Annotated in this window: 11 protein-coding genes; all 11 read left to right on the top strand. The window is 39.7% G+C overall.

The annotated features are described in order from the left end of the window. Window positions 1–23: 23 nt before the first annotated feature. Window positions 24–1340 (top strand): ABC transporter substrate-binding protein, encoded by a 1317-nt coding sequence (locus tag IPU53_RS22715; protein WP_207453480.1) that lies wholly within the window; start codon window positions 24–26, stop codon window positions 1338–1340. Between the two features lie 543 nt (window positions 1341–1883). Continuing rightward, the gene (locus tag IPU53_RS22710) at window positions 1884–2996 is read left to right on the top strand and encodes a GntR family transcriptional regulator (RefSeq protein ID WP_207453478.1); all 1113 of its coding nucleotides are present in this window, start codon (window positions 1884–1886) and stop codon (window positions 2994–2996) included. A gap of 301 nt (window positions 2997–3297) precedes the next feature. Next, entirely contained in the window at window positions 3298–4881 is a 1584-nt protein-coding gene (locus tag IPU53_RS22705) for an extracellular solute-binding protein (protein WP_207453476.1), read from the top strand. Window positions 4882–4963: 82 nt separating this feature from the next. Then, window positions 4964–5914 carry an ABC transporter permease gene (locus IPU53_RS22700; RefSeq protein ID WP_207453474.1) on the top strand — a complete coding sequence of 317 codons (951 nt, stop codon included), beginning with the start codon at window positions 4964–4966 and terminating at the stop codon, window positions 5912–5914. A 12-nt stretch (window positions 5915–5926) separates the two neighbouring features. Further along, entirely contained in the window at window positions 5927–6805 is an 879-nt protein-coding gene (locus IPU53_RS22695; protein WP_207453473.1) for a carbohydrate ABC transporter permease, read from the top strand. 76 nt (window positions 6806–6881) lie between these two features. Beyond that, a complete protein-coding gene (locus tag IPU53_RS22690; RefSeq protein WP_207453472.1) occupies window positions 6882–9383 on the top strand; it encodes a glycoside hydrolase family 38 C-terminal domain-containing protein in 2502 nt (833 codons plus the stop codon). 85 nt (window positions 9384–9468) lie between these two features. Then, entirely contained in the window at window positions 9469–10128 is a 660-nt protein-coding gene (locus IPU53_RS22685; RefSeq protein ID WP_207453471.1) for an SGNH/GDSL hydrolase family protein, read from the top strand. A gap of 16 nt (window positions 10129–10144) precedes the next feature. Next, window positions 10145–11110, top strand: a complete 966-nt coding sequence (locus IPU53_RS22680; protein WP_207453470.1) for a DUF1861 family protein — start codon at window positions 10145–10147, stop codon at window positions 11108–11110. An 80-nt stretch (window positions 11111–11190) separates the two neighbouring features. Continuing rightward, on the top strand, window positions 11191–12210 hold the full coding sequence (locus IPU53_RS22675) for an SGNH/GDSL hydrolase family protein (protein WP_207453469.1): 1020 nt from the start codon (window positions 11191–11193) through the stop codon (window positions 12208–12210). Between the two features lie 86 nt (window positions 12211–12296). Beyond that, the gene (locus tag IPU53_RS22670; protein ID WP_207453468.1) at window positions 12297–14327 is read left to right on the top strand and encodes a GH92 family glycosyl hydrolase; all 2031 of its coding nucleotides are present in this window, start codon (window positions 12297–12299) and stop codon (window positions 14325–14327) included. Window positions 14328–14439: 112 nt separating this feature from the next. Further along, window positions 14440–16905 (top strand): beta-mannosidase, encoded by a 2466-nt coding sequence (locus tag IPU53_RS22665; RefSeq protein WP_207453467.1) that lies wholly within the window; start codon window positions 14440–14442, stop codon window positions 16903–16905. Window positions 16906–16933: the final 28 nt, after the last annotated feature.

Raw genomic sequence — 16933 nt, 5'->3', positions numbered from 1 at the left:
GTATAAAATAAGGGGGTATATTCATGAATATGAAAAGGCGCTTTGCGATTATCATGATGGTATTCATGTTAGGGATCTTAACGGCTTGTCAATCACAGGAATCTGGCGGTGCAGATAAAAATAAAGAGAAAGGTGCCGAAAAAGAGGAAACCGTGACTTTGAAAGTTGCTCGTTTAAATGCGGAAGACGATGCTGAAGATTGGGAAAATAGAGTTGGCAGATTGGAAGAAAGATTGCCTAATATCGAAATTGAACCCGTTTCTTATGAAAACACATCTGAACATCTTCAAGAACTGTTTGCGGCAGGTGTCAAACCTGATGTCATCATCGGGCCAATCGAACCGTTGAAAGAACTTGAAGTGATTGAACCACTAGATGAATTGATAGAGAAACATGATTTTGATCTAGACTTATTAAATCCAACTTTGGTAAAGACGGCTCGTTCTTTATCAGATGAGGGAACCATTGTTGGATTTCCAGATAATAAAACGTTTTTCGCTCTTTACTACAATAAAGATATATTTGACTTATTCGGTGTTCCATACCCAGATCCTGATAAACCGATGACATGGGAAGAAACGATTGAACTCGCTGGTAAGATGACCGGAGAAAGAAATGGCGTTGAATATGTAGGCTTAACACATGGTCCTTTCGCGGGATTTGGCCCTGGCGATTATCCTTTCCGTGAGATCGCAGTGAACTTAACGGATCCAGAAACCGGTGAAACCGATATTCAAAATAATGCTGAACTGAAGAAATATTTCGATTTGATGAAGGAGTATTATAATATTCCCAATGTCCATGATCCTGAAAGGGAGGGAGATTGGTTCCTTGAAGGGAAAGCGGGGATGTATCTTGCACAAGGAAATTATTTAGAGCAAATTGAAGATGAAACAGTTTTAGAATCATTTGATATGGTGCCTATTCCTGTATGGGAAGATAATCCAGTAGGTCTTTTTAATAGTTTCTGGACGTTGACAATCACGAATTACAGTGAACATAAAGATGAAGCTTTTCAACTATTAGAAGAATATGTTTCCGAAGAACATCAGTTACATGTTTCCGAAAGTGGTGAAATGGGCTCTGTTCTATCTGATTTAAAATTAGATGAAAAATATGCGATTGAATCACCTGCTTATAAAGATAAGAATCGTAAAGCGTTTTTTACTTCAGAGTCCGCAACTTATGAAGGAACAATTAGTACTTGGGATGAGTATGTGGATGTTGGCGAAGCAATAGAAGAAATGGCAGACTCGGAAAAAGATGTGAATACACTTTTACGTGAGCTAGATGAAAAATCAGCCGCAAAAATTAAGGAAGCGATGGGATCGAATAACTAATCGATCATGAAATGGTATAGATTCAATGAACAACCTCTGTGACATCATCAGATTGTCACAGAGGTTGTTCTATTTTAAGTCGACTAGATTAGGTTGGTATGGTTGGTATATAACTAAAGTTTTTTAAATCCTATTTTCACTGAATCGTAACTATTTATGAAAATACTCAAAGAAGGTGGTAAAGTTTGGTAACACTTGGTTTGACGCGGTTATTATGTTTTTTTATAAAATATGAATCGGGAATCATCATAGAAAAGGCAAAGAAAAAGGAAAAATATATATTGACCTATACATATAGAACATCTATAATAAGAAATACAATAAATGTAACAACTATATCATTCTAGTGAGCTATCATTTTGCATGGGCTTTCTTTTAAAATGCAAAGGTTTGCTAAAAGTAATTTTATATTGACGGAATGGAAAGAAATTTAGAATGTGGTGTCAGGTAATAAAAGCGGTGGGATTTCCCTTTATTTTGATGTGAACTGGGAAAGGGCTATCACTATTTGAAAACGGCTTATGACCAAAGTAGAGGTGTGCGATGAAATCATTGTATGAGCAAGTTTATGAATCATTAAAAAAAGAAATCTTATCTGCAAAGTACCAAGTGGGGGATCAAGTCCCATCAGAGAATGAATTATCGGAAATTTTTAATGTTAGTAGAATTACGAGTAAAAAGGCATTGGAAAAGCTAATGAAAGAAGGTTATGTGTACCGTCAACGGGGCAGAGGGACTTTTGTTGCTGAATGGCAGGTTGCTAATCAAGTAAGAGATGTTGAATCTAGAAAACCGGTAATTGGTTTAATTATGACTACTTTTGATGATAATTTCGGTAATACGCTCGTTTCATCATTAGAGGAAGCATCTGACGATAAATGCTTTCTTATTTTAAAACGATCATTAGGAATTCCAGAACGGGAAGAAAAGATTATTCAAGAATTATTAGATTTTGGGGTATCTGGATTGATTGTTTGTCCAGCCCAAGCTCAACATTATACCTCTGAAATACTTAAGATGGTCGTTAATCAATTTCCATTGGTTTTAATTGACCGGGCGTTTAAAGGTGTGGCGGCGGCCGCTGTTTCTACAGATAATGTAGAAGCAGCTATCAAAGGAATAAATTATTTAATAGATCATGGTCATGAACATATTGGTGTACTTATGTCCAATAATTATGTCACGACAACTCTTGAAGATCGATTATTAGGAATTGTTAACGCTTTTTCAGAGAATCAGTTAGTCGTTAATCGGGAGTTATGGTTTTCGGATATTAAGAGTACATCGCCTATTCCGGAGGTGCCGAGAAAAGAAGATATTGAAAAAATCAAGAAGTATATTCAGAAGAATCCAAAGATTACTGCATTATTTGCGCTGGAATATCAAATTGCTTCTTTAGCAAAAGTGGCAGTAGATGAGCTAGGTTTATCAGTACCAAATGATATTTCTATCATCTGTTTTGATAGTCCCCCAATAAATGATCATGAGTGGAGATTTACCCACTTGAAACAAGATGAAGGTAAGATTGGTCGACTGGCTTTAGAAAGATTAATGGACATGTATTATGGAAAGTTTAATACGGATAGCCAACTTGTACCAGCAACTCTTATAGAAGGTTCTACCACAAGGACGATAAGGACAAAAAGTTTTTTGTAGAAAAGTTGTGGCTATTAAATTAAGGGGGTGATAGAATCCGGGAACAAACATCGCATTTATTAAATTAGTGTTCTAACTTTATCAGGCATGTTGATATAGAAAATAGAGTGTTTTGATAGAGTCATAGAGAAACAACATGCTGATGAAATCCCGCAAGCATGGCTATGCGCATCAGGATCGTTAACTGAGCAAGGGGATAGAACAGTTGATTTTAGAGGTTAAGTCTTTAAGTTATCGCAAAGCAATTCGAATCTAACTAAATCATAAAGAAAAATTTAAAGGATGAGAGGAGTTCATTCACGTGAAATTGAAAGCGGTTATGTGCACAATGTTCGCATTATTGATCATTATCAGTTCAGCATGCTCCAATAACACGAAACAAAATTCGAGTAATAATACGGGGAATGAGGATGAGTCAGGGCCCGTTGAGGTCAGTATGATTGCCACCAGTGTGGACAATCAAGATACATGGGCCGAACAACAACTTGAAGAGATTATCACAAAAAAGACAGGTCGAGAATTCAACTTGAATTCGATTATCCTACCGTCAACGGATCCAAATACGAAATTGAATCTGCTGATGACTGAAAAGGATACAATGCCCGCTATTTTAAATTTTTCTAGTATGGAAGATGAATATCAAACTTGGGCTAAAGCTGGGGTTCTGCAAGATCTTACGCCTTATTTGCAAGAGCACGGGAAGTCGATTTTAAACTACTTCTCAAAAGAGGCTATGTTTTACTATTGGGATGAAGGTGGAGCATTATATCGATTTCAAAATGGTCAGGCTGAACCGGGTATGAAGACGACAATGTTGCGTAAAGACTGGCTAGATAACCTCGATTTGGAAATTCCTGAAACATTAGACGAATATATCGAGGTGTTACGTGCTTTTACACATGATGATCCCGATGGCAATGGAAAAGATGATACATATGGTTTTGCGGGACAAAACTTTTGGGATGCGCTTTACCCATTCCTTGGGGCCTATGGTTTACAAGTGGAAGCCTTACTAGAACAAGAGGATGGAACCGTTAAATTCTCGGATACCATGCCAGAGATGAAAGAGGTTCTCAAGATCTTACAAGATCTTTATACAGACGGTGTGATTGATCCACGGCTCCCAACGAATGACTCGTTTACGCTGACGGACGAAATTTATGCCAAAGGGAAAGCTGGTTCAATGTATCAGTATGTTGCCTATCTTAATCCATCTGCTTCAGCAACGCAGTCATTTAAGCAACAAAATCCAGATGGGGAATATATTGCCATTGACCCAGTCAAAGGACCAGATGGATTTGCCTCTGATTATCCGACACCAGTGATTCCAGAGACTTTCGTAGCATTTACACAGCAGAATCAATACCCTGAAATTTCGATGCAGTTGTTAAATGAATTGAATACACCTGAAACCTTTCAATTAATTGCATTTGGTGTTGAAGGCGAAGATTACGAATTAACAGATGATGGGATGGAAAGTAAACTTAACCCTAACGAAAAAGGTGATCGCGGTCTTAGTTCTCATTGGCCGATGAACCGTAGAGATGAAGCCAATATTGAGAACTTACCTGAAGTTTCCGAACTATTTGCCGAAAGAGAAAAAACAAGTCAACCAATGCGTGATAAGATTGTTGAATTGAAAGCATCCGATCGACCAGAATGGGAGAAACATCGTACAGATCTTGAAAAATTACGTGATCAAACTTTTTGGAATATTATTATCGGCAAAAAAGATGTCAACGCTTTTGATGATTTTGTTGAAAAGTTCTATGCAAGTGGTGGACAAGCAGCAGAAGATGAAGCCAATGCGCTGTTTAAAGAACAAGAAAAGCAGCGTGAAAAGTTTGATCAATGGTATGAAGAAAACATCGAGCCTTATAAGTAAGCAACAATACGATCATAAGGATGGGATTGCCTTTCCCTTCCTTCCTTATTTATAGACATTATCTATTAGGAGGCTGGATAGGATGCAACAAAAAACAGAACCGGGTATTGCGGTACCCGTTCTAGCGAAACGCTCTATTTGGAAAGATATCGTACACGATAAATATCTTTATTTATTGTTCTTACCGGGTGCGCTTTTACTGTTGGTGTTTAAATATTTTCCCTTATACGGGATTATAATTGCTTTTAAGGATTTTAATATATTTTCGGGTGTTTCTGGGAGTGAATGGGTCGGTTTCGATCATTTTATACGATTATTCCAGACACCAGATTTTAAACAGGTTTTATGGAATACATTGGTAATAAGTTTTTATAAATTAGTTGCTAGTTTTGTTTTCCCGATTATTTTGTCTTTGCTTTTAAATGAAGTGAGACATATGGCATTTAAACGTATCACTCAATCGGTGATTTACTTACCACACTTTATTTCTTGGGTTGTTTTTGTAGGAATCATTACAGCCTTTTTGAATCCAGTCGATGGTCTGTTTAATTACGTCCTTAAATTGTTTGGCGGTGCGCCGATCGATTTTCTTGGTAGTGCGGATCATTTTCGAGCTGTGCTTGTTTCTACAGATGTTTATAAAGGAGTCGGTTGGGGAACGATCATTTACTTAGCAGCTATTTCTGGTGTGAGTCCTGAACTTTATGAAGCGGCGATTATGGACGGTGCTAATCGTTTTAGAAGAATGTGGCATATTACCTTGCCAGCAATTCGGCCGGTCATTATTATCTTAGTCATTTTAAGTCTGGGCGGGATTTTAAATGCAGGCTTCCAACAAATCTATCTGCTTTACAGTCCACTTGTTTACGATGTCGGTGATGTGATCGATACGTACGTATATCGTGAAGGAATTCAAAGTGCTAATTATAGTTTTGCCACGGCAGCAGGTCTGTTTCAATCTGTGGTTGCGGTGATCCTTATTGTCACAGCCAACAAAATAGCTAGCAAATTTGGAGATGGAGGACTATGGTAGGAGGATTGAAAAATGGTTAATCAGACAAAAGGAGAAAAAATCTTCGATATATGTAATTACATCTTTTTAACATTGCTAATGCTCGTGATGCTTTATCCGTTTTGGTATATTATCATGGGGTCATTTAGTGATGCGGTTAAAGCTGAACAAGGCGGATTTTTCTTAACACCGGCTGGTTTTTCAATAGAAGCCTATCAAGTGGTGTTTAATAATTCATCACTGCTTTCCGGTTTTAAAACAACGTTGATTACAGTGATTGCGGGTGTGGCGATTGGTGTCTTCTTTTCCGCAGGGATGGCCTATACTCTTTCTAAGTCGCACCTAAGAGGTAAACGATTGCTTTCTTTTTTCATCCTGTTCACGATGTTATTTAATGGAGGCATGGTGCCGACTTATTTGTTAATTAAAAATTTGAATATGCTTGATACGTATTGGGCATTAATTTTGCCGAACGCGATTGGGGCATGGAATATTTTTGTGATGCTTGGATTTTTCAGAGGGATTCCAAATGAGTTGGAAGAATCAGCTAAAATTGATGGTGCGAACGATTTAAGCGTCTTTTTCCGTATCATCCTGCCTGTATCCAAACCGGTACTTGTCACTATCGGTCTATTTACAGCGGTGATGTATTGGGATGACTTTTTCTCAACGATTCTCTATATAACAGATAAAAGCAAGTGGCAACTACAAACAGTGTTAAATGATATCATTACCAACACAGCGGATGTGATGGCGAAGCAAGGTGTTTCTGTTAGTTATCAGCCCAATATTTCAACATTCACTGTGCAGATGGCATCGATTGTTGTTGTGACCATTCCGATTCTACTCGTCTATCCATTTGTGCAAAAGCACTTTGTCAAAGGAGTGATGATTGGATCAATCAAGGGTTAATTGTTCCACTCGAATAGAGTTTTACGGATGTTGTTCATTTGTTTAGTTAAAATATGAAAAAGAGGTGAGCAGGAATATGACAAAAAAGGCGTATTTTGTAGATGGTTATCATGGTGGTGTGAAAGGCCATATGCCTCTAGGTTCTTGGGCAGATGTGTTAAGTAAAATGGCGAACAACCCTGATTGGAAAATTGGTTTGGACATTGAACCGATTTCTTGGGAAGTGTTAAAAAAAACAGACCCAAAATCTTACCAAGCTCTCCAAACGTACTTAAAAGATAACAGCAATCAGGCAAGGGTAGAAATGCTTGCAGGAAGTTTTGCACAGCCCTTTGGTTGGGTGATTGGCGGCGAAAGTAATATCAGGCATTTGATACGGGGAAAGGCGATCATTCAAGAGCATTTTCCAGAGACAATTGTTGACACCTATGCCACACAAGAACCGTGCTGGAGTAGCTCATTTCCACAGATTCTACTATCGCTAGGTTATAAGCGGGCTGTTCTGAAGAACCCCGGTACAGCCTGGGGCGGATATGCAGCCACAAATCCACATGAAATCGTTCTTTGGGTGGGGCCTGATGGGTCGGCGATTCCTTGTGTCCCACGCTATGAAACAGAGGAGCTTGTCAATTGTTGGGAGACAGAAGCCGCGCATATGGAAGAGGACTTTGTCAATAAGAGTTTCAATCAGGGCATCTCCCATCCGATTGGTAGCTTTTTGCAAGATTTAGGGTGGCCGGCGCAACCGAAAATGGAAAATAAAGAGGTTCAGTATGTGACTTGGAGAGAATATTTTGAAGAAATTGTCGATGAGCCTGTGCATCAGTGGGCGTTTTCTCAAGAAGATATAAGATGCACTCTTCCTTGGGGAGAAGGCACCCTGCAAAAAATGACCCGAGAAGTGCGATCTGCGGAAAATAAAATGATCCAAGCAGAAAAAATGGCCGTTCTCGCTAGTGTCACGTGCGGCTTGGATTATCCGTATGAGAAGTTTCGCGAAGCGTGGGATGAATTACTTCTATCCCAGCATCATGATGCATGGATTTGTGCAACGACACAAATTGGAAGACGAAATTGGGCTTGGCAAGCGGGTGTGCAAAGTTTTAATGCAGAAACAATCGCAAACGAGATTGTTGAGCAAGCTGTGGCCACATTTAGTACCGATATTTCGACTGCAGACGTAGGCATTCAAGTATTTAATTCATCTGCTGTTGATCGCTATGACATTGTTGAAATTGAAATCCCAACACCAATGGGGACAGAGTCAGTTCGTGTGACGGATCAACAAGGAGAAGAGATTGTTAGTCAAATAGTTCCAACAAGAACTTACCGTGAAGATAAAACGGTTAATGCTGGTAAGCTATTATTTGAAGCGAAGATTCCAGCTATGGGTTATCGTTCATTTGCGATTACGCCACAGCAAGAGCCGATGTCTACAGCCAATCAAATGATTCAAGTGGATGAAAACGCCGTTAAGATTGTAACGGATCGCTATGAAATTGAACTTGATCCAAAATGTGGTGGTGTGATCACGAAACTGTATGACAAAGTGGCTGATAAGGAATTTGTTGGCGATCTAGGTGCAGGCTTTAATGAGTATACGGGTTATTTTATTGACGAAGAACGCTGGGTAAGCAGTAAGGAATCACCTGTAGAAATACATGTTACGGAAAATGGCCCTGTTCGTGCTACTGTTGAGATGAAAGGTAAAATAGCGAATGTTGATGTTCTTACAGCAATTACCGTAATCAAAGATCAACCAAATATAGATTTTCATGTTCAGTTTGATTACAAAGAGCAGACATGGATCGGGGATCCATGGGATATTGAACCAGAAAATAGAACGACAGAACGGCGCAAATCCCATCATAATGATCAATATAAATTAAGAGCGTTATTTCCAGCCGCTTTGAACTCAACGAAACTTTATAAACATTCAGCTTTTGATGTAACAGAAAGTCGCCATCAAGATACCCATTTTACACGTTGGGATGAAATCAAGCATACGATCCTGCTTGATTGGCTTGATTTATATGATGAGCAACAAGATTGTGGATTGGCAGTTTTCTCGGATCACACGACTAGCTATTCTCATGCTCAAGATGAGCCTTTAGCACTTACTTTAGGATGGGGTTGGGAAGGCGGATTTTGGTGGGGAAAACGTCCGCTGGAAGGACATAAAGAAATCAACTATTCGCTCATTCCTCACAGTGAACGATGGGACAAAGCGGGCATTCCGCAACAATATGCACGTTGGGCAGAACCACTGATACCAGTCTATGCTCCATTAGCGGATCAATCGTACTCATTATTGCAAGTGAGTGACCCTGCTATTGAAGTAACCACTCTTTTACGAGATGGCGAAGATGTCCTCGTTCGTCTGTTTAATTCTGGTTCTGAGCCTAAGACATGTACGTTAATTGTCAGCGCTGATATAGAAAAAGCAGAAACAGTAGAATTGGATGGTGTCTATAAAGGGGCTTTCCCAGTCGAACAACAAAGCGAAGGTGGGGTTGCAGGAGAGATCACACTTAGTGGTTTTGGCTTGTCAACAATTCGCTTGTGCCAAGTGAAATAAGGGACGGCTTTTCAAGGACGGCAGCAAAAATAGCTGTATCCTCCTATAGATAAAAAATGACAAGAAAATAGTAGAGGTGAATACGATGAAGTTAGAAAAAGGGAGTAAACTTGTGATGATTGGCGATTCGATCACAGATTGTGAGCGTCGACATCCGTATGGAGAAGGGATTTTTCAAGGAATCGGGAAAGGCTATGTTTCCTTAGTGGATGCTTTATTGCAATTATCGTATCCAGAATTGGCTATTCGTTGTATTAATATGGGAACAAGTGGCAACACGGTGCGAGATTTAAAACAACGGTGGCAAACAGATGTCATCGATCTAAAACCGGATTGGCTTTCGATTATGATTGGCATCAATGATGTATGGCGCTTTTTTGATGAGCCGAAAATTACCGAATCACATATTGACCTAGAGGAATATGAACAAACCTTATCAGAGCTCGTTGAACAGGCAAAACCAAGTATAAAAGGGCTAGTGATAATGACACCGTTTTTGATTGAAGCTAATGTCGATGACGCAATGAGAAAGAAAATGGATCAGTATGGAGCAGTGGTGAAACGCATTGCTGAACAAGAGGACGCTATCCTTATTGATATTCAAGCAGAGTTTAATAAAATGCTAACATACTATTATTCAGGAGAATTTGCCGCAGATCGTGTTCATCCTAATATGACAGGGCATATGGTGATTGCTCGTGCGTTCTTGAATGCGGTTGGCTATGATTGGTCAAGAAATCGATAAAACAAGGTGGGATAACATGAGTTTAGCAGAAAAACGCAAGCAGTTTGAAGCAACAAAGACGATTTATCAACAGAGTACACTGACATTTCATGGTGTAGATGGATACGATGTGTACAATACATCGATACCTTTTTCTTACCAGAGTAAAAACTATCTTTTTGGTAGAGTGGAAAGAAGAAAGGAATGGGCTAGATCTTGGGTGCGTCTCTTTGAACAAACAGGACAGGATGAGTGGACGGTTGTAAGCAATTCGATGATTTATCAGTTAGAGGATCCTTATATCGCGATTATTCATGGAGAACTTGTTTTAGGTGGGACCCATGTACGTAATAGTCAAGGAAAACTAGATACATTTTATGGTTATTTCTATCGTGGTCATCAACTAGATGATTTGTATTATTTCACAACGGGTCCTGACTATATGAAAGATATTCGCCTTGTTCAATTAGCGAATAATCAAATCGGTGTTTTTTCGCGGCCGCGAAATGGGGAAATTCGTAAAAAATATGGCAGTGAATCTGTGATTGGATTTACAACTATCGATCATTTAGAAGATTTAAATGCTGAAGTGATTGAAAACGCCTCAATTATTCCAGGATTATTTGATGATGATGAATGGGGCGGCTGTAACCAATGTTATTTATTATCGAGCGGCCATATCGGTGTGCTTGCACATAAATGTTATAACGACCATGTGGATAATGGCGAGCTGCAAACCGTTTATATGAATACGGCCTTTGTCTTTGATCCTACTACGCAGCAAGTACTTGATGAGAAAATTATCGCCACCCGTCCCTGCTATCCAGAAGGTCCAGCGAAAAAAGCTCATTTAGATGATTGTGCTTTTACTTCTGGGATTGTCATGAGAGAAGATGGAAAAGTGGATCTTTACAGTGGTCTTAGTGACACGGAAGAAGGAAAAGTGACGATCGACTATCCTTTTGCTGGCTTTGGGGAAATCGTCGAAAGAACGATTGAATAGGGAATTGGCTTCCGTAGATATGATTATCACAAGCTCATTTCCCAAGAAATGAAAAAATAAAGACAGAAAGACGTGAGGACATGGTTTTTAATTTTCAACAACATGTTCGTTTTATGGGCAGATTTGATCAAACAGATCCCGCTAAGCCTGAATGTGGCTGGGTGAATAGTGCGGTGTTTTTACGATTTAAGGGCAGTGAAATTCGCATGACAGTCGAGGATTCAACGGGAACAGATTATGTTGAAATTATCTTAGATGGCATCGCTCGTAATTGGATTCAATTGCAAAAAGGAACACATGAATACGTACTTCAACAAGGGCTGGATGAGCAAGAGATTCATACGCTTGAAATTCATAAGAGGACTGAAATCTTATATGGGCGCTTCAAGTATCTCGATTTTTCGCTGCCAAATGGTGGAGAGTTTTTCTCACCTCCAGAGGTTAAAAAACTTAAATTGGAATACCATGGGGATTCGATCACTAATGGCTGTGGTAATTTGCATCCGCATGAAGTAACCGATGCGCCCCATTTAGATGATGGATTTATGTCCTATGTCGGCATTAGCGCAAGGCTGTTAAACGCCGAATATCACACACTCGCTATTTCTGGGATTGGTGTTTTACAGGATGCGATGGGCAATATCAATGGCTTACCAGCTCATTTCCATGCCACTTTAGGCCAGGGAACAGTAGCATGGGATTTTTCAAAATATCAGGCGGATGGGGTGATCATTAATCTTGGACAGAATGATTATTCCACGCCGATTGATGATGAAAAATATATTTCTACCTATATCGATTATGTTGAAACGATCCTTAGCCAATATCCAGATGCTTATGTCTTCTGCTGTGTAGGGACAATGAATAATAATTACTTAGCCAGTGTACAAAAAGTTGTTTCCTATTTCAATGAACAAGGGAATGACAAAGTATTCTGTGTTGATTTAGGATTGATTCACCCAGAAGTAGAAGGATGGGGCGGAGGATTCCATCCTAGTGTGCAGACACATTATCGGATGGGGACAGAACTTGCCCAATTTATTTCCACAAAAACAGGATGGCCATTATTGGAAAGACCAGTAACACCAACCGTTTATTAACAGCTGAATATTTATAGCAAAATAGGAGCTAGAATCAGCTAGCGTGTATTTTTTATACAATAAATGTTTTTCAGGAGGCGGAAGCCATGAGTTTAATCGATTATGTCAATATTAGGATGGGGACGAAATCGAACCGTAGATATTCCAACGGGAATACGGTGCCGTTTACACAGCGTCCTTGGGCAATGGCGGGCTTTTCTCCACAAACAAGCAGTGAACAAGAGGGTTGGTTTTATGATCCAGATGACCGCGGCATTGAAGGGGTTCGTCTCACACATCAACCAAGCCCATGGATTCGCGATTATGGCAATATCGTCATCATGCCACAGAGTGGAAAGCCATTTATTAATGTGGAGGAAAGATGGTCGGGTTATAAGCCAGAAGCGAGTATTTTGCAGCCAGATTACATGAACATTGATTTTTTACGGTATCAAACGAGGTTGGAGTTGACTCCGACTACAAGAGGGGCATGTATTCGTTTGAACTTTCATTCACAGGCACAACCACGACTAGGATTATTTCCTGTCAAAGATGGCTTTACATGTGAAATCGATCCACAAACAGGACTGATCAAGGGTTATACAACAGCGATGAACTTTAGCCCTGCTGAGAACTATGCGATGTATTATGTGATGCAAGTTGATTGTGGCATCAATCTTGATGATAGTATAAATGGCGAAGATGGCGCCAGTATTGCACTTGATTGCCAAGATGAAGTGACTGTGCGTATGGCGATTTCTTTTATTAGTATGGAACAAGCGATCCTGAATCTAGAACAGGAACTAAAAGGAAAGTCTTTTAACCAAGTACGACTAGAGGCGCAAACAGAATGGGAAGAATTGCTGGGTAAAATAGAGATTGAAACAGATGATCAAGAACAATTAAACACGTTTTATTCGTGTATGTATCGGATCTGTCTATTTCCTCATCGTTTTCATGAATATGATCAAGATCAGCAACCCTTTCATTATTGTCCACATGATGGAAAAGTGAGAGCGGGTGTGTTATATACGGATAGTGGTTTTTGGGATACATATCGTTCCGTCTATCCTTTATATGCCTTAATTTTTCCTGATCAATATCAAGAAATGGTGCAAGGCTATGTCAACTTTTATAAAGACAGTGGCTGGTTGCCAAAATGGCCTTGTCCCGGTGATGTCGGCGCCATGCCGGGAACGCTAATCGATGGAGTGATTGCTGATGCAGCGGTGAAAGGAATTATTAGTGGTGATTTGCTTCAAGATGCTTTTGCAGGCATGTTAAAGCACGCGGAGCAAGAGGTGAAAAATAGTCCGCATGGACGCCATGGTACGGCCGATTATCTTAAATATGGTTATATTCCGAGAGATAAGTATCATGAAAGTGTCAATCATACATTGGATTATGCCTATGGTGATTTTTGCATTGCCCAAGTGGCCAAGCTATTAGGTGAAGAGGAAGTGGCGGCACGCTATTACCAGTCTGCGAAGAATTATAAAAATCTATTTGATCCTGAAAGTGGATTTATGCGTGGCAAGGATACGGAAGGGAAAATGGCGGCTGAATTTAATCCATATGCTTGGGGCGGTGAGTATTGTGAAGGCGGGCCATGGCAAAATTCCTTTGGCGTCTTCCATGATATTGATGGGTTAATCGCTTTATATGGTGGAGAAAAACAATTTGAAGAAAAACTAGACGAATTGTTTCATAGTCCACCGCTTTATGATGTGGGCGCTTATAACCATGAAATTCATGAAATGACCGAAATGACCAATGCTGATTTTGGCCAATGCGCGATTTCCAATCAGCCAAGCTTCCATTTACCTTGGTTGTATGCGATGACGGGTGTACAGGATAAAACCGATCATTGGGTTGCCAAGATTGCCAAAGAAGGATTTAGCAGTGGTGTTGATGGTTATCCTGGTGATGAAGACAATGGAAGTTTATCAGCTTGGTATATACTTGCTACGATCGGCCTCTATTCCGTATGTCCTGGGAAAACAGAATATATCAGAAATAAGCCATTAGTCGATAAAGCCATCCTTCATACACAAGAGGGGGATCTCGTGATCGACCATAACAGTATGGAGGGCTCTTCGATTTCTTACCATGACCTGATGAATAGCAGAAAAAGGTAAAAAAGAGTACGAGTTTGCTGGTTGATAGGGTTGAAACTAGATTAGACAACCAGCCCATTCAATCCTTTTTTAAATCTTAACTTCATGATGAATAAAGCGAGGAGATGCTCCAATGCAACTATTAGATTTGAGTGGGCAATGGAAAATGAAAAGAAAAGACGAAAGCGAATGGATTGAGGCCACGGTTCCGGGATCTGTGTTTAAAGATTTATTGGATGCTGAGAAAATGGAAGATCCCTTTTTTCGAGATAATGAATATGAAGCCTTTGAACTGTCGAAATATGATTATGAATATAAATATAACTTCAATGTAGCGGAAGAATTATTGCAGCACGACAAGCTTATCCTTCGGTGTGAAGGGCTTGATACGTTATGCGATGTGTTGATCAATGAACAATGTGTATTGCACGCGGAGAATATGCATCGCACCTATGAAGTCGATGTAAAAGATCAACTCGTTGTTGGAGAAAACCAACTCTATATTTTAATTAAATCAGCAACGAATTTTATTGACGCCAAGGATAAAGAATTATTTAATGAAAAAATTCCCGATGATAAACCAGGTATTACTCGTCTGCGTAAAGCATTATGCATGTATGGTTGGGACTGGGGGCCAAAACTCGGTGATATGGGGATATGGCGAAAGCTTTCGCTTGACGGTTATGAAAAAGCGCGCATCGATGATGTGTATGTCACACAAACCCATCTCGACAACCAAGTGGATCTTGATATTAGACTGGGTGTGCAAAAATGGTGTGAGAACAAGCTCGGATTCCTTGTAACCGTAACAGCGCCAGATGGTGAACGATTCCAAAGTAGAATCGATACAGACCAATTGGAGGAACATGTGAACTTGTCGATTCACAATCCACAATTATGGTGGCCAAACAATTTAGGGGAACAACCTCTTTATCAAGTGCAAGTTGATTTACTTCATGGAGATCAGGTTGTTGACGTACATGAGTGTAAGATTGGCTTACGGATCATTACCCTCAAACAAGAAAAAGATCAATGGGGCAAGAGCTTTGGTTTTGAAGTGAATGGGAAAACGATCTTTTCAATGGGAGCAGATTATATCCCAGAAGATAGTGTACTCGGAAGACTAAACTATGATAAGACGAAACAATTAATTAAGAGTTGTGCCGAAGCTAATTACAATATGATTCGTGTCTGGGGCGGTGGTCATTATCCCGATGATTACTTTTTTGATCTTTGTGACCAATATGGATTGATTGTATGGCAGGATCATCTTTATGCTTGCCGAGCGTACGAATTTAATGATGCATTCAAGGAAAATATCCGTCAAGAAACGATTGATAATGTGAAAAGAATTCGTCACCATGCTTGCCTAGGTTTATGGTGTGGGAATAATGAAATGGAAACCTTGTGGGCCTATTGGGGCTGGGGAGAGCGCTATGGTGCCAAAATGCAGGCGGACTATCTCAAGCATTTTGAGGTGTTTTTACCTGAGTTAACGAAATCCTTGGATCCGAATACGTCTTACTGGGTGTCATCCCCATCTTCTGGCGGTTTCTTTCAAGAGCCGGATAGTGAAAAGGTTGGAGATATGCACTATTGGGATGTTTGGCATGGTCGCAAGCCATTAACGGAATATCGGAAAATTTATCCACGCTTCAATTCTGAATTTGGGATTCAATCTTTTCCAAGTCTTAAAACGGTTGCAAGCTTTACTTTACCAGAAGATCGCAATATTTTCTCACGCGTAATGGAATCTCACCAAAAGGACGGAACTGGGAATGAAAAAATTCTACATTATGTAGGCGACAATTTTAAATATCCAAAGAATTTTGACTCCTTATTATATGCCTCCCAATTGGTTCAAGCAGAAGGGATGCGCTATGGTGTTGAGCATTGGCGAAGGAATCGGGGCAGATGTCTAGGAGCGTTGATTTGGCAATTGAATGATTGTTGGCCAGTTGCTTCTTGGGCAAGTATTGATTATTTCAATCGTTGGAAGGCAACACAATATATGGCTAGACGGTTTTACGCACCGATCTTAGCTTCCGCCTGCGATGAGGGAACAAAGATAGAACTGCATGTTTCCAATGACACAATGGATCATGTGGATGGGCAACTGTCTTGGAAATTGTTAACACGCGAAGCAGAGGTACTGAAAGAAGATGGATTAGTGGTTTCGGTTGAACAACTTTCAACTCGAAAAATAGTTGATTTGGATTTTGGGGATGTAATCGATAAAAAGAATCAGTCATCTGTCTATTTTTTCTACCAACTTGAGGTTGCGGGACGTGTGATTAGTGAGGGAACGACTTTATTTGTGAAAGCAAAACATTTTGATTTTCAGAATCCAGAGATCATGACTGAAATCTATGAGTTAGAGGATACTTTCACCATTGAACTAAGCTGCAATTCCTTTGCTAAATTTGTAGAGCTCGATTTAACAAATAATGATGCTATCTTCAGTGATAATATCTTTGATTTAACAGTGGGAAAGATTAAGAAGGTAGAGATAAAGAAGGAAAGTATCTCTTGTCCACTGACATTGGAGGAGTTCAAGAAACAACTGAAAGTGAGAAGCTTATTTGATACTTATGAATGAGCACCTTTTAATATATATGGATAACAAT

It is taken from the genome of Bacillus sp. SD088 (assembly GCF_017355205.1).
Classification (GTDB): Bacteria; Bacillota; Bacilli; order Bacillales; family Bacillaceae_C; genus Lederbergia.
The sequence above is the reverse complement of the archived record's forward strand: the minus strand, read 5'-3'. Positions and strand labels throughout refer to the sequence as shown.

Coding starts and splice junctions, on each gene's coding strand:
- IPU53_RS22675 (WP_207453469.1), top strand. CDS start 11,191: ATGGTTTTTAATTTTCAACAACATGTTCGTTTTATGGGCAGATTTGAT.
- IPU53_RS22690 (WP_207453472.1), top strand. CDS start 6,882: ATGACAAAAAAGGCGTATTTTGTAGATGGTTATCATGGTGGTGTGAAA.
- IPU53_RS22670 (WP_207453468.1), top strand. CDS start 12,297: ATGAGTTTAATCGATTATGTCAATATTAGGATGGGGACGAAATCGAAC.
- IPU53_RS22710 (WP_207453478.1), top strand. CDS start 1,884: ATGAAATCATTGTATGAGCAAGTTTATGAATCATTAAAAAAAGAAATC.
- IPU53_RS22695 (WP_207453473.1), top strand. CDS start 5,927: ATGGTTAATCAGACAAAAGGAGAAAAAATCTTCGATATATGTAATTAC.
- IPU53_RS22665 (WP_207453467.1), top strand. CDS start 14,440: ATGCAACTATTAGATTTGAGTGGGCAATGGAAAATGAAAAGAAAAGAC.
- IPU53_RS22715 (WP_207453480.1), top strand. CDS start 24: ATGAATATGAAAAGGCGCTTTGCGATTATCATGATGGTATTCATGTTA.
- IPU53_RS22680 (WP_207453470.1), top strand. CDS start 10,145: ATGAGTTTAGCAGAAAAACGCAAGCAGTTTGAAGCAACAAAGACGATT.
- IPU53_RS22700 (WP_207453474.1), top strand. CDS start 4,964: ATGCAACAAAAAACAGAACCGGGTATTGCGGTACCCGTTCTAGCGAAA.
- IPU53_RS22685 (WP_207453471.1), top strand. CDS start 9,469: ATGAAGTTAGAAAAAGGGAGTAAACTTGTGATGATTGGCGATTCGATC.